Raw genomic sequence first — 13,501 nt, forward strand, 5'->3', positions numbered from 1 at the left:
CTGATAGAATACTGCCTTTACCAGCAAAAGTGATGTTTCAATGAGCTTAACAACTTCCCCGGTAGCCCTGATCACCGGCAGCGCCAAGCGGCTTGGTCGCGCCATGATAGAACGGCTGCATCGCCATGGTTATAACGTCGTTATTCATTACCACAGCTCTGAACACGAAGCACAGAGCTTCGCAGCCAGTCTGAATCAGCTGCGGCCGGACAGTGCCCATCTGGTACAAGGGGATCTGACCGACAACAACAGCTTGCTGCGTATTGCCAGGGAAGCAGAGCAGGCTTTTGGCCGGCTGGATGTACTTATTAACAATGCCTCGGCTTTTTACCCTACCCGGCTCGGTAGCGCCAGCTTTGACGACTGGGATCAACTGATGGGTTCGAATGCCAAGGCACCGTTTTTCTTAAGCCAGGCATTGGCTCCAGTGCTTTCAAAGCAAAACGGCTGCATTATCAATATGGTGGATATTCATGCCGAGCGCCCCTTGCTGGAACACCCGATCTACTGCATGGCCAAGGCTGCACTTTTGATGCTGACAAAGTCGCTGGCACGTGAATTAGCGCCTACAATAAGAGTGAATGGGATAGCACCTGGCGCCATACTCTGGCCCAGCAACGACATTGCAGAAACAGACAAACAAATGATCCTGCAGCAAATCCCATTGGAGACACTCGGCACTCCGGACGATATTGCCGATACCGCCTTGTTTTTGATTGAATCGGGTTATGTGAACGGACAAATTATTGCGGTCGATGGCGGCAGAAGTCTGGGGGGAACAAAAAAAGCCTAACAGCCTGTTACAATTGGAGGCGGTATGTCGGTATTACGTCGCACCATTGAATGTCCCTTTTGCGGTCACCATTTGCACATTAGTTTTGAGGTGACCGATGAGGATCAAGATTACATCGAAGACTGCAGCAATTGCTGCAATCCGATCCATTTACGCGTGCATAAAGACGATCTGCACCACAGTGTGCAATTGTTTGTCGATGCCGATGATGAGCAATACTACTAAGTCTGCTGCCGCTGCTGCATCACCCGCTCAACCGTTTGTACAATGGTGACGGTTTGCTGATCCACCTCAATATTGAGCCGATCACCTACTTGACGCTGCCCCAGTGTGGTGATGCTGAGCGTTTCCGGAATTAAGTGCAATTCAAAACCATCGGCATGCACCACTCCTACCGTCAGGCTGGCACCATCCACTGTAATAAAACCTTTGGCCAGAACATAAGGTAGATACTCTGCTTCCAACCGCAGTCGCATACGGCAGTTGTGCTTGGTGCGCTCAAGCTCGATCAGCTCCGCAGTGGTTTGGATATGACCAGACACCAGATGACCGCCAATTTCATCGCCAAACTTTAATGAGCGCTCAAAGTTGACCCAATCTCCCTGTGCTAAGGCACCCAGATTGGTTCTTGCCAGGGTTTCATCAATCACATCAAAAGTGACCCTGCCAGCGGCCTCATCAAAGGCGGTGACCGTTAAACAGACCCCATTGATGGCGATACTGGCACCCAAAGTTAACTGCTGCAATTTATCAGACGCTACAGCAAGAGTTAGCTGGCGAAAATTGGGGGCAGAAGCTATGGCGGCAATTTGGGCCTGACACTGAACAATACCTGTAAACATACACCCTCGGTTGTGCTAAAGTATGCGCCCGTTCCGATAAGGGCAACTCATTGATCACTATGCTACCTTTTTCCCGCTTTGAAGCCAGAACAATTTTTAAATTATCCGGCCCCATTGTGCTGGCGCAGCTGACACAAACCCTGATGTATTTTGTCGATACCGTCATGGCCGGCCGGGTCAGTGCACTGGATATGGCGGCAATCGCAGTGGCTTCTGGCTTATGGCTACCGGTGATGCTGACTTTGCAGGGCTTACTGCTGGCGCTCACTCCCATTATTGCCCAGTATTTTGGCAGCAAAAAGACCGAGCCAGTGACGCATTATACCGTGCAAGGCCTGTATCTTGGGCTAGCGCTGGCAGCTAGTTTATTCGTAGTGATGCAGTTTGCCGATCACTTGCTGGACTTGCTGAATATGGAAGCAGAGCTGCGGGAGAAAACCAGCTTGTACTTGACCTTTGTCAGTTACGGCCTGTTCCCGGCCGCCGGCTACATGGTCATGCGCAACCTGTTTGAAGGCATTGGTAACACCAAAGCCAGCATGTGGATCAGCTTTGTCGGTATTTTAGTAAACATTCCGGCCAACTATGTGTTTATTTACGGCAAGTTGGGCATGCCGGCCTACGGCGGTGCCGGTTGTGGTATCGCCACCAGCCTGGTACTGTTGGCGATGTTTATTGCCATGCTGGTCTATGGCTGGTTCAGTCGAAGTACCGCTCCCTACCGTTTCTGGCCCGCTCGCCTTACACCAGATTTTAAAGCCATCTGGCAGGTAATACGTATCGGCACACCGATAGCCATGTCGATCTTCTTTGAAGTGACCCTCTTTGCCTGCATTCCGCTGATGATCGTTCATCTTGGCCCTGTGGTAGTCGCTGGCCATCAAGTCGCGCACAACTACAGCGCCATTGTCTTTATGATCCCACTCAGCCTTGGCATGGCCGCAACCATTCGGGTGGGCCACCTGATCGGTGAGCGCAACCTGCAGGCACTTCGCACCGCTATCAGTACCATACTCATAGTTGCTTTTTTGCTAGCAGCCTGTATTGCCGCTTTCACCTACTTGATGCGTTTTCAGGTACCGCAAATTTACAGCAAAGATGCTGAAGTGCTGGCGCTGGCGGCAGGCATTATGGTGCTGGCTGCTTTGTATCAGTTGTCCGATGCCATTCAGGTGGTGTCGGCCTGCGCTTTGCGCGGCATGAAAATCACCAAGCCGGTGCTCTTTATCACCTTAATCGCCTACTGGCCGATCGGCTTTGGCCTTGGCGCCGTATTGGGATTAACCGACTGGCTGGTACCGGCCATGGGCGTAAAAGGCTTCTGGACCGGCATCATCGTTGGTTTGACCGTGGCAGCTGTGTTGCTATTCTGGTTGTTGCAGCATTCATTACGGAGGTTTGAACGGGATGGCTTACCGCTGGATCCTACTGATCAGCATCAGTCTGGCCCTGCTGGCATGCAGCCCGGCCAATGATCGCCAGTTAACTAATTACCAAAGCCGGTTGGAGCGGGTTGCTGGTATTGCCCCTGAGCGGTGGCAGCCTTTGCAAGTCGATACGCTGCCTGCAGCCCGTGATTTACTGCACCCGTTGCCGGATCTGCGGCTGGATCTGCTGGATGCCTGGGCCAGCCGCCAGTGCGGGCTGGACGCATTAATCGCTGAACGCAACTCCAGCCTGGGCCGGGTGCAAAGCCATAGCCTGCGGCTAAACTACGAACTGCGGTTACTGCAGCAATTAGAGCTCTGCCTGCAACAGAACAGCATCAGCGCCTCACTGCAACAACAACTTACCGATATTTTGCACAGCAAACGAAACAGCATTGAGCTGTCTTTTTTCAATATGCTGCATGCAGAGCAAACTCTGCGCCAGCAACTGCATGGCAAAACTCTGCTGTTGCCAATAGCCAGCCAGGAGGCACTGCTTGAGACTCAGGCAGCACTGCGACAGCTAAACCAACTGCAAAACGCTATCACAGCGCAAGACTGGCCAGCGGCCGCCGCTATCGACATTGAAGCGGCACTCAGCGTGTTGCATCGTTTCGATACCCTGGCGGTACTGCAATACAGTCAGCGTTACTTAAGCGGCTGGTTAAGCAGTCTGAATGAAGCTCTGCTGGCACTTAAGCCTACACAGTTTTGCCCAAGCCAGCGCTCAACAGAGCAGCTCAGCATCCTCACCACAGTGTTTTTGAAGTTTTTTGCTGAAGAGCTGCAGCCTTACTTCAACCAGCACCAACGTCATATGCAAGCACTTTGGCCCGAGCTGCAACAATTGTATCGGCACAGCCCGCTGCTGCCGCTCCTGGAGCAGCGCTATGCTGGCAGCGCAGCGCAATTACAACAGGAAATCCTGGCACATATTGGCTGGTGGCAGCAACTTAATGCTGAGTGCCCCGCGGGGCTAACCCAAAGAAATTAACCAATAGTCGTATTTATTTTGATGTCTACATGCCATAATAATTACATAGCAGGCAAGACGCCTTTTGTAGCTAAATTTGAGGGAACAAATGAATATAGGATTGGGTTATAGTTGTCAGGCCAGCTCATTGCATGCCGGGCAAGAAGCCGCCAATCTTGCTGGTCAGCTCCAGCAACACCCCGAGCTGATACTGGCATTCTGTAATCACCAGTTAAATCCACATGATGTCTATCTGGGTATACGAGCAGAAGTAGGCGATCAGGTCCCTATCATTGGCGGCTCTGTCATTGGCATTATTGGCAATGATTTCGTACAAACAGATGGCCCAGCTGTCTTAGTTGCAGCACTTCGCAGCGATCAGCTGCGTTGTCACTATGCCAGCAGTAAAGCGCTGTTTAAAGATGCCAAACTTAGCGGCATAGCATTGGGTAATCAGTTGTCTTCAATTGCCGATCCCAGTTGTTTGCTGCTGCTGTATGACTCAATCAAGCATCCAGCGACTAAGCAATGCCCTGCCGTATTAAACCCATCCAACCTGCTGCTACAAGGTCTGGCAGAGAGCCAGTTAAACGTTTCAACCATTATTGGCGCCGGCTTACTGGGCGACCACAGCTTTCAACGCTGTTGGCAATTTACGGGCTTCGGGGTAAACCAGCAAGAAGCATTGGGTCTGCTGCTTTCTGGCCCCCTGCACAGTCATACCACGGTACTGCATGGCTGCCACCCGGTAGCTGATACGGAGTACACCATCAGCAACATTCATGGTCAGTTTTTGTATGCATTGGACAACCAACCGGCAGTACAGGTCATTGAGCAAGCTCTTGGTACCAGCGAGTGGCGACAGAGCTCTCCGGTACATACCGTCTGCCTGGGCCGCAAAATAACAGATCCAGATAGTGGCCAGACGCATTATATCAACCGGCTGATCAGTGGCTTACTCCCAGAAAATGATGGCCTGATCCTGTTTGAAGATGATTACCAACTGGGTGATAAAGTGCTGTTGATGCACCATGATCCCGCAGCAATGTTGTCATCGGTCGGCGAGAAAACCAGTACACTGCTCAGGAAAATACAACAAAGTGGTCAAAAACCTTTATTTGCGCTTTACATCAATTGTGGCGGTCGCATAGAACTGGGCCAACCAAATGAGCGGGCAGAAACCCTGGAAATCCAACGCCAATTAACCGCAGCAGGGATCCCGTTGCTGGGATTTTATTCCGGTGTAGAGATAGCACCTGTGCTGGGAAAGCCCCGCGGTTTGGACTGGTGCGGTGTGCTGACCATTATTTGCCGACCCGGCTAATGTTTATTTTGAAACGGCTTCCATGCCGTTTCAAAACTTCAGTCATCAAAGTGAGTTTAGTCGTACGCCTGATACGGCATGCCCTGCAGCCACCACTCCGGCGCCGGCTCACCTTTTAGGTAATGATTAAAAAACTCCAGCATCTTGATGCTGTAATCCAGTTTGTTGGCAAAGCGCTGCAAGTGATGCCCCTCCCCTTCGTAATGCAGCATCACCACATCCTTCTGCAAACGGCGCATGGCTAAATACAGCTCAATGCCCTGCTCCCAGGGTACAGCGCCATCTTTATCACCAAATTGGATCAGCAACGGTGTGTTGATGCGATCGGCAAAGAACACCGGCGAATTTTTGATGTACGGCGCCCTATCTTCAAACATCGACACTCCCAAACGGCTCTGGCCGGTTTCGTACTGAAACAGACGTGCCAAACCGGTTTGCCAGCGGATGCCACTGTAGGCACTGGTCATGTTGGATACCGGAGCGCCGGCTACAGCAGCAGCAAAACGGTCGGTTTCGGTCACCACAAAAGCCGTTTGATAGCCCGACCAGCTGTGACCATGCAAACCAATGGCATTGGGATCAGCAATGCCAAGTTCAATTAAGCGATCAATGCCCGGCAGCAAGGACTCCGTAGCACTGGGCCCGGGCGCGCCTTCGCGAAAGCGTACATCCGGTAAAAACACCACATAATCCTGCCCCAGATAAAACGGGAAATTCGGCCGGTGATTGACTTTCATCTGATTAAAGTGATGCAGCCGCTGAGAAAACTGCTCGTAGTAATACACCAGCACCGGGTAGCGACGATTGGCGTCAAAGCCATCCGGCGTGATTACCACACCCTGCAAGCGCTCACCATCCTCAGTAAACCAGTCAATCAGATGGCTGTCGCCCCAAACAAACTGGGCTTTTTGTGGGTTGAGATCGGTCAGTTGCTGCCGCTTGGAAAAATCAGCAGTGGCAAACCAGATATTAGGGAACTGCCGAAAGCTTTGCTCGGTGAACAAGTAGCCACCCAGCTCAGGCAGCGCCTCTACCAGGTCAAAGCGTTTATTATCCGCCAGCAGTTGCTGCAGGTGTTGATTGCTCAGACTTAACTGATAAAAACCATAGCTTTTATCTTCTTCATCAAAGCGGTTTAGCAGCAGCCCGGCATCAGGTGCTATCGCAAAGGCTTTCGGATCGGTGCGCTCAACCCGAAAGCGCTGCCGGTTCTCCCGGCCGATTGCGGTCAGATTGGTACTGCTGCCATCAAGCGACAACTGCCAGATATCAAACCGATCATACACAAACACGGCCGTTTCATCGGCCAACCAGCCGGCTACGCCATAACTGGCCGCAGGCTCTGGCCGATCGTGGGTTTCATCCAGCCAGGAAACACCTGCATCGATGCCCAGAGTGCGCCGCTCACCGGTTTGGCTGTCAAACAACTGCCAGTTGCCTCCTTGCTGATAGGCCGCATAACGGCCCGTCGGTGATAAATGGGCCCGTTCAACAGTACGATTACGGGCGAACACCTGCTGGCGCGCTCCGGTGCGTAAATTGACGTGCCAGACATCATGAAAGCGGCCATCCCAGGTCATGTCCTGCAGATAAGGCCGGCCATTGCTGACCAGTGCCGCTTCACTGTGCTCGCTCTCATAGAGCCGGTCTTCCACATCCTCTCCCAGCATCACCAACTGCTCGTCTTGCAACCAGAATACCGCAGGTGCCGTGCGCCGCTGTGCTTGCTGGTGCTCGGCTTTTTGCTGCGAATTAATGCGATCGTCCTGGCCATGCCAAACCTGCAGGCGACGGTCACTTAGCAAACGTTCCGTATCAAAGAGCTCGGCTTCGCTTTGCGGCGGTTCAATATCTTGCGTTGCTGAGGCTGGCTCGGGTCGAAAGCCGACAAAAACCCGCTTGCCATCCTCGGAAAAACGCGGTACCTGCTGTGCACTGAGCTGCCAGCCTTCATGCTTTAGTTCATGCGGGGCGGCTTGGTTTTGCTCCGACGGCCAATGCCAAAGCTGCTGCGCGACTTGCTGATTTTTTTCAGCACGGTCACCAGCAAAAAACACCAGTTGGCTGCCATCCGCACTAAAGGTCAGCTGTTGGTACCGGGCGGCAGAAGGTGGTGTCAGTTCAAACCGGCGGTCAAATGCCGCGTCCCACAACATCACTTGCTGTAGTTGCAGACTGTCATCGTCTTTATCGGTAAATTCCAGCACATAGGCGACCAGAGTGCCCTGCTCAGCCACCGCAAATTCGCTGACCTGACCCAGCTCAACCGTCTTGCCTTGCTCCATCCGGCCCGTGTTGGTCAGCTGCAGCGCGCTAAGCAGCTGCGTTTTGTCTTTGCTGTCGGCTTTACGGGCCAGCAGCAGCGCCTGGTGGCCATCGCCGGTAAAGGCAAAGCGGTCGATAGCGGTAAACAGCTGCTGCCCGCCAGTCACAGCATTTAGCAACACCGCATCATGCGCCAAGGCATCACGGGCGGCTTTGTCGGTGGCTTGCTCGCGCAGCAGCAAGGGCGAGCGCTGACGAAACAAAGCAAAACTGCCATCGGCATTCAACTGACCACGATCGGCATAGGGCACTGAAAATTGCTGCCCGGTCAGCACATTCACCAGATAGCCGGTACTGTCGCCATAGTCCGGTTCTGCGGTATAGACCATCGCCTGCTGGTTGCTGCTGACGCTACGCTGTTTGATTTCACGAAACTGCATGATATCGCTAAAGCTAAGCGGCTTAAGCGCATCGGTCACCACAGCGCTGGATGGGATCACCACAGCAGTGGGTGCTGGCGTTACGCTGGTTGGTAACTGGCTGCAGGCAAAGGTACCCAATGCCAGGGCCAAACAAAGCGCCAAACGACGCCCAGGTTGCAAGTGTTTTTTCATGATGTTTTCTTATAAATAGTCATGATTCAACCTTACCACAGGCCAAAACCACCCGGCAGAAAAACCCCATCAAGCAGCAAAAGCACGGGATAAACAGCAGTGATGCGCTGCCAACCTCACAATCCCCAAGGTGACACGGGCAAAAATCCGCCAAACAGTTCAGTCTGTTAAAAAAACACTTGCCAAGCTACCGACCGCCCACTAAGATAGCGGCCGTTGTCAGCGACAACACTCTGCGTCCTTAGCTCAGTTGGTTAGAGCACCACCTTGACATGGTGGGGGTCGGTGGTTCGAATCCACTAGGACGCACCAAATTCCTAAACAAAAACAGCACCTTAATCGGTGCTGTTTTTGTTTGCGGTTTTGAACTGACAAAAATGGCAAATACAGTGCTGGTACTGTATAAACCTGCGCCCTACTTTTAGCCGCCTGTTCCCTTTCAGGCCCCGTTAGCAGCGCCATCATTTGCCAAAGCAATGGTGGGCAAAGTCACTATCTGACATCACGTTTGCCCAGGCATTTGACCACTTGCGTTGGTTGGGGTTAAAACTGTCTTGCTGATACAAACATCACAACAGGCCACTCAAAGCTGTTTTTCATTTCTTGCTGTGCAGTCAAGCATAATACGACGAACCTTTATCTGATATCGCACCAACTCTTTGAAACCTCTGGTCTTGAATAATAGCGTAGCGACCAGGCCTGCCAGACTCGCCAGTAGTGCAAGCACTGTAAATAGCTGCGAATGCAAAAGAAAATAGCTAACGGCCGCCCAAATCAGTCCGGCAGTGGTACACACAACGGCATAACCTTGTAACCAGGTGATGCTTGTTAGCGATGCCTGTCCTTGAATCGGTTTCAGCATCAGTGACATCACCACAAACAATACAGCCGTCATGGCAAGCATCATGAGTTGAGACTCGCCAAACCACACCATGCCACAAATTAATAGTATGAGAAAGCTGGATGCCATGGCAGCCAGGAATCCCATGGCCGCAATCGCAAAGTACGGAGGAAAAATACCATGGTATTCTGAGCCCATTTGGGCTTTAATTGCCTGGGCTAGCGACCTGCCAGAGAGCTTTTTTGTCGATGAATTGTTTACCGGCCTTGTCATTTATTGCTCCTTATTTAAGTAACGGGATATCCTGTCAGAGCCTAATTGATCCAGTGTGATTTGCCCAAATCGCTGCAACATTAACGCCTCGGCTTCATTCATCACATCTTTCAATGCAGCATTCACAGCGTGCTCAATCACACAATGACTGTGTTCATCGGTTAAGCCAATGGTGAACAGACTGCTCTCACCAAGAGCCAGGTGAATATCCAGTAGTGTAATGCTGGCCAAAGGCATGGCTAGTTGCCAGCCGCCATGGTGTCCTTTGCTTGATGAGACGTAATGAGCGGTGCGCAGAAGCGCCATGGTACGGCGCACCACTACAGGATTGGTCGATATCATTTCTGCCATTTCTTCGGACGTCACCGCCCTACCAATGGCCTCCATATGCACCAATATGTGCAATACCCTGGACAGTCTGCTGTCTTTCCTCATGAGCCACCTTGTATTCAAAAGCGCTGACAAGGCAATATTTTATCATGAAACTTTTGAGGTTACATGTATTGCGCTGTCCTGACACCTCATGTAACAATAAAAGTTACCTTAATAGACTGGAGCAGACGATGTTTGTTGACACGCTGAATAGTGGAGTATGAAAGCCAATTCTCCAATGATTGAATACTTTTCTGAAACCGCAGCTGTTTACGATAAAAGGAACCAGCCATTATCAGCCATTGCCACTACCCTGCACTTTCTGACTGGTCTTATTTTACAACAAGCACCAGTGCAGGCTCGTGTATTGTGTGTTGGGGTTGGCACCGGCGCTGAAATACTTTCATTGGCACAAGCAAACCCAGGCTGGTCCTTTGTCGGTGTTGATCCTGCTAAAGGCATGCTTGAAGTTTGCAGCAAACGCCTTGAGCAGGCAGGCGTGCTGGATCGCTGCGAGTTGATTCATGGCTATGTCCAGGACCTGCCTCAGCTTGCAAGTTTCGACATTGTTTTAAGTTTTCTGGTTGCACACTTTGTGGCACGCGAAGACCGCAGCGGCTTTTATCAGGCGATGTGGCAGCGTTTGCTCAATAAAGGTTTTTTTGTGAGTGCTGAAATCAGCTATGACTTGCATGCCGAAGCCTTTCCCTTGATGCTAAAAAACTGGGAAGCGGTGCAATCCCTGATGGGTGCCACTCCTGAGTCATTGGCAAAACTTGCAGTAGCTCTTCACAAGGAGCTTACCGTTATTTCGCCAGAGGAAACTGAAAAGTTGCTGAGACAATGCGGCATTGAAATACCAGTGCGATTTTTTCAGGCGTTTATGGTGACTGGTTGGTACGGAGTGAAAAGTTACAAAGATGGGTAACTGTCGTTTTAGCTGCAACCAAAAGCAGATCTCACCAAACAGAGACCACTCAAAGTCTCTGTTTGGTAGAAGAATCAGGCTTTGCGACGGCGGAATAACATTAAAGCGCCCAAGCCGAATAACCCCAGAGTTGCTGGCACTGGTACAGACGTCACTGGATCTGGTGTATTTAAAGGCACGCCCGAAAACACCAGTTGATTCTGGGACAAAGGATTGGTCAGCACATACAGGCTAAACTGACTTTCAATGCTATCCAGGCTGGCTAACCAATTCGTGGCTAAATCGCGCACTGCGCCACCGGTCCGTACTCTGAAATCACCGGTACGAAGATTCCAGTTAGCCGATGTTTCGTGCACAATTTCCCACAATGCCAACTGAAATGCAGCATTGCTGGTCGCATCACCCACTACCGGATGATAGGCAGTGTATAAACGCTCAATGGCTTGAGATTGAGTCGCTGAAAACACCTGAGAAGTTTCTACCAGATTATAGCTATGCCAGCCGGACCGGACACCTTGTGTAAACTCAACGCAAAAAGCATCAACCGACATACCATTCACATCAAAGGGTAGCGCCGAAAGATCAGTGTCAGCGCGCAAATTAAACTGCATCAAGCCAGCATCGACGGTTGAGTTAGCCCCTTTATGCCTCAATTGCACAGACTGGCCATTCATGTCCGCATAATTAGCTTCAACAATCAGACTTGCACTGGCCTGTTGGCTAACCATGGATGCAGCCAAAACAGCGGCGGCGGTGAAGCAAAAGCGAAATTTCATCTGGATCTCTCCTTGTCAGATGGTGAAAACCCAAACCTGAACGGAAGGGCTGTACAGCAATGCGGCGGGTCCTGATAGCAGAACTACAAACAACACTGCAAAATAGGTTTGCATTGCCGGAAACGCTTTTGCAAACAAGGGCTATGGTACAAGAATCACACAACATGATGCAACGCTAATTTATGCTGCTATTATGTTAACCGAACTTTGAGTTCACGGCTGAAAGTTCGGCTGACTTTAAGCGCCTTTTGGTTGCTTAGGATGGCATGATATTCAGAGTTGTTAAGCGGTTCTAAACGAGTAATGTGCTTAAGATTGACGATAGTGGATTTGTGGATCCTTAAAAAACAGGCTGGCAGGGTTTCTTTGATCAAGCTTTTCATTCGAGCACGCATCACAAAAGTATCGTTTTGAGTGTGTACACACATGTAATCGCCTGCGGCGTCTATCCACAAAATATCAGTATAAGGTATCAACTGCACCGGCTGGTGGCCATCCTGGATCACCAGCTTGTCCTGGTGAATGGAATAGTCTGGCTCTGTCCCAGGCGTTATTTGTTGCTCCCTTTGCTGCAACTGATCCACCGCGGCCAGCAGTTGTTGCTTGCTGGCTGGCCGATACAGGCTATCGCTGACCCTGGCGATGGCTTCGGCCAACCGCTCTGTTTTCACCGGTTTAAGCAAGTAATCCAGCGCCCGCACTTCAAACGCCTGCACCGCATACTGATGAAAGGCGGTGACAAAGACAATCGCCGGACAGGCCTCTGGTTGCAGCTGCCTGACCAGCTCAAAACCGGATTTGCCGGGCATTTCAATATCAAGAAAAATCAAGTCAGGAGCGCACTGATTGATGAATGTCAGGGCCTGATCCACCGTGCCGGCCTGACCGATGATCTCAACCTCAGCAAAAGCCGCAAGCCGAATAGCCAGCCCTTCAATGGCGCTGGGTTCGTCATCCACCAACAGGGTTTTCAGTGTGTTCATAGCGATTCTCTGGCGGTCAGCGCTGCTGCTTTTTGCTGATATGCCTGTTCACGCGGCAGCCGGATACGGATCCAGGCACCACCTTCAAGCTGATTGCCGCAGTGAAATTCACTGTGCTCAGGGTAAATCAGCTGCAAGCGCTCCTGACAGTTTTTCATGCCAATGCCGCCGACTTCAGAACCAGGATCACCAAAACCGCTGCCATTGTCGCGAATATCAATCTGCAAATGCTCACCAACACAGCCAAAGGTCACCGAAATCTCCATGCTGCTCTGCTGGCTCATGCCATGTTTCAGTGCATTCTCAACCAGCGGTTGCAGCAATAAGGATGGGATCAACAACTGCTCACAAACGGTGTCGCAGTGAATCTGGACATTCAAATGGCTTTGAAAGCGGCACTGCTCTATATCGACATAAGTTTGCAAAATGGTGACTTCTTCACGCACGGTAATTTTTGCCAGCGGATCAGTATACAAACTGTAGCGCAACAGATCGCACAGTTTTTCCAGCATGCCCACCGCCTGGCTATTGTGCTGCTTTAAAATCAGGGTGCAAATGGCGTTGATGCTGTTGAACATAAAATGAGGATTGAGCTGATAGCGCAGCATTTTTAGCTGTGACTCTTTGGCAAGGTGCATGGCTTCTGCTGCTTTGTGCCGCTGCTCGACATTGTCCAGATAAATCTTGATGCCATAATACCCTGCCGTCCAGGTAGCCAGCATGGTCAAGGAGGCCGAGGTCCAGGTACCAAAATCGAACCAGGTCATCGGCTGCCACCAACTGCCGTAAAACCCTTGCAGGGTGAACCATTTAAACTGCGTCCACAGCAAAGAGGCGGTCATCAAATAGCCCAGATGCAACGCGATGCTTAGGCGGGCCTGGTGTCGCCGGGCAGTGGCGTACAGCCGGCGCAGCAACAGGGTGATCAAAAAGCCGCAACTGGTATCGAGCACCAAGTGCCCAAGATGAATGTTCCAGGGCTCTGACCCTGGAATTTTTATCAATAACTCAGTTAAAAGCGCATAGGCCGCCCAGCCGCAGCACTGGCACAGCCAGAACAACTGATCTTTGGACTCCAGTTTTATCACTC

Annotated in this window: 13 protein-coding genes and 1 tRNA gene; 7 read left to right on the forward strand and 7 right to left on the reverse strand. The window is 51.2% G+C overall.

The features are described 5' to 3' along the window. Positions 1 to 40: 40 nt before the first annotated feature. Positions 41 to 793: a pteridine reductase gene (locus ABC502_RS15590; RefSeq protein WP_345916556.1), complete on the forward strand. Its 753-nt coding sequence runs from the start codon at positions 41 to 43 to the stop codon at positions 791 to 793. Between the two features lie 24 nt (positions 794 to 817). Beyond that, entirely contained in the window at positions 818 to 1,018 is a 201-nt protein-coding gene (locus tag ABC502_RS15595; RefSeq protein ID WP_091340082.1) for a CPXCG motif-containing cysteine-rich protein, read from the forward strand. On the opposite strand, the gene ABC502_RS15600 is transcribed toward ABC502_RS15595, so the two are convergent. After that, a complete protein-coding gene (locus ABC502_RS15600) occupies positions 1,015 to 1,635 on the reverse strand; it encodes a riboflavin synthase subunit alpha (RefSeq protein WP_345916557.1) in 621 nt (206 codons plus the stop codon). The genes ABC502_RS15595 and ABC502_RS15600 overlap by 4 nt on opposite strands. A 59-nt stretch (positions 1,636 to 1,694) precedes the next feature. On the opposite strand from ABC502_RS15600, the gene ABC502_RS15605 reads away from it, so the two are divergent. The 3 genes from ABC502_RS15605 to ABC502_RS15615 all read left to right on the forward strand — a co-directional run bounded on the left by ABC502_RS15605 (position 1,695) and on the right by ABC502_RS15615 (position 5,359). Then, a complete protein-coding gene (locus tag ABC502_RS15605) occupies positions 1,695 to 3,110 on the forward strand; it encodes an MATE family efflux transporter (RefSeq protein ID WP_345916599.1) in 1,416 nt (471 codons plus the stop codon). Further along, entirely contained in the window at positions 3,043 to 4,056 is a 1,014-nt protein-coding gene (locus tag ABC502_RS15610; protein WP_345916558.1) for a DUF3080 family protein, read from the forward strand. The genes ABC502_RS15605 and ABC502_RS15610 overlap by 68 nt, the downstream gene beginning before the upstream one ends. A gap of 88 nt (positions 4,057 to 4,144) precedes the next feature. Next, a complete protein-coding gene (locus tag ABC502_RS15615; RefSeq protein WP_345916559.1) occupies positions 4,145 to 5,359 on the forward strand; it encodes an FIST N-terminal domain-containing protein in 1,215 nt (404 codons plus the stop codon). A gap of 56 nt (positions 5,360 to 5,415) precedes the next feature. On the opposite strand, the gene ABC502_RS15620 is transcribed toward ABC502_RS15615, so the two are convergent. Further along, positions 5,416 to 8,238: a prolyl oligopeptidase family serine peptidase gene (locus ABC502_RS15620; RefSeq protein ID WP_345916560.1), complete on the reverse strand. Its 2,823-nt coding sequence runs from the start codon at positions 8,236 to 8,238 to the stop codon at positions 5,416 to 5,418. A gap of 235 nt (positions 8,239 to 8,473) precedes the next feature. Between ABC502_RS15620 and ABC502_RS15625 the strand changes: the two genes are divergently transcribed. Continuing rightward, a tRNA-Val gene (locus ABC502_RS15625) sits at positions 8,474 to 8,550 on the forward strand. Between the two features lie 271 nt (positions 8,551 to 8,821). Here the strand turns inward: ABC502_RS15625 and ABC502_RS15630 are convergent. Further along, complete coding sequence (locus ABC502_RS15630) at positions 8,822 to 9,352, reverse strand: hypothetical protein (protein ID WP_345916561.1); 531 nt, start codon at positions 9,350 to 9,352, stop codon at positions 8,822 to 8,824. Further along, a complete protein-coding gene (locus ABC502_RS15635; protein ID WP_345916562.1) occupies positions 9,353 to 9,787 on the reverse strand; it encodes an Rrf2 family transcriptional regulator in 435 nt (144 codons plus the stop codon). It abuts the gene before it with no gap. A 157-nt stretch (positions 9,788 to 9,944) separates the two neighbouring features. Between ABC502_RS15635 and ABC502_RS15640 the strand changes: the two genes are divergently transcribed. After that, positions 9,945 to 10,652, forward strand: coding sequence for a class I SAM-dependent methyltransferase (locus ABC502_RS15640; RefSeq protein WP_345916563.1), 708 nt, complete (start codon positions 9,945 to 9,947; stop codon positions 10,650 to 10,652). A gap of 74 nt (positions 10,653 to 10,726) precedes the next feature. Here ABC502_RS15640 and ABC502_RS15645 read toward each other — a convergent pair whose 3' ends face one another. The 3 genes from ABC502_RS15645 to ABC502_RS15655 all read right to left on the reverse strand — a co-directional run bounded on the left by ABC502_RS15645 (position 10,727) and on the right by ABC502_RS15655 (position 13,499). Then, the gene (locus ABC502_RS15645; protein ID WP_345916564.1) at positions 10,727 to 11,428 is read right to left on the reverse strand and encodes a PEP-CTERM sorting domain-containing protein; all 702 of its coding nucleotides are present in this window, start codon (positions 11,426 to 11,428) and stop codon (positions 10,727 to 10,729) included. A 191-nt stretch (positions 11,429 to 11,619) separates the two neighbouring features. After that, entirely contained in the window at positions 11,620 to 12,411 is a 792-nt protein-coding gene (locus ABC502_RS15650) for a LytTR family DNA-binding domain-containing protein (RefSeq protein ID WP_345916565.1), read from the reverse strand. Then, positions 12,408 to 13,499, reverse strand: a complete 1,092-nt coding sequence (locus ABC502_RS15655) for a histidine kinase (protein ID WP_345916566.1) — start codon at positions 13,497 to 13,499, stop codon at positions 12,408 to 12,410. Before ABC502_RS15655 ends, ABC502_RS15650 begins: the two co-directional genes overlap by 4 nt. Positions 13,500 to 13,501 lie beyond the last annotated feature (2 nt).

Source organism: Alkalimonas sp. NCh-2 (assembly GCF_039631345.1).
Classification (GTDB): Bacteria; Pseudomonadota; Gammaproteobacteria; order Enterobacterales; family Alteromonadaceae; genus Alkalimonas; species Alkalimonas mucilaginosa.

Excerpts from the sequence above, each read along its gene's own strand:
- ABC502_RS15615 (WP_345916559.1), top strand. The coding sequence starts at position 4,145 with ATGAATATAGGATTGGGTTATAGTTGTCAGGCCAGCTCATTGCATGCC.
- ABC502_RS15630 (WP_345916561.1), bottom strand. The coding sequence starts at position 9,352 with ATGACAAGGCCGGTAAACAATTCATCGACAAAAAAGCTCTCTGGCAGG.
- ABC502_RS15650 (WP_345916565.1), bottom strand. The coding sequence starts at position 12,411 with ATGAACACACTGAAAACCCTGTTGGTGGATGACGAACCCAGCGCCATT.
- ABC502_RS15600 (WP_345916557.1), bottom strand. The coding sequence starts at position 1,635 with ATGTTTACAGGTATTGTTCAGTGTCAGGCCCAAATTGCCGCCATAGCT.
- ABC502_RS15635 (WP_345916562.1), bottom strand. The coding sequence starts at position 9,787 with ATGAGGAAAGACAGCAGACTGTCCAGGGTATTGCACATATTGGTGCAT.
- ABC502_RS15620 (WP_345916560.1), bottom strand. The coding sequence starts at position 8,238 with ATGAAAAAACACTTGCAACCTGGGCGTCGTTTGGCGCTTTGTTTGGCC.
- ABC502_RS15605 (WP_345916599.1), top strand. The coding sequence starts at position 1,695 with ATGCTACCTTTTTCCCGCTTTGAAGCCAGAACAATTTTTAAATTATCC.
- ABC502_RS15640 (WP_345916563.1), top strand. The coding sequence starts at position 9,945 with ATGAAAGCCAATTCTCCAATGATTGAATACTTTTCTGAAACCGCAGCT.
- ABC502_RS15590 (WP_345916556.1), top strand. The coding sequence starts at position 41 with ATGAGCTTAACAACTTCCCCGGTAGCCCTGATCACCGGCAGCGCCAAG.
- ABC502_RS15645 (WP_345916564.1), bottom strand. The coding sequence starts at position 11,428 with ATGAAATTTCGCTTTTGCTTCACCGCCGCCGCTGTTTTGGCTGCATCC.
- ABC502_RS15610 (WP_345916558.1), top strand. The coding sequence starts at position 3,043 with ATGGCTTACCGCTGGATCCTACTGATCAGCATCAGTCTGGCCCTGCTG.
- ABC502_RS15595 (WP_091340082.1), top strand. The coding sequence starts at position 818 with ATGTCGGTATTACGTCGCACCATTGAATGTCCCTTTTGCGGTCACCAT.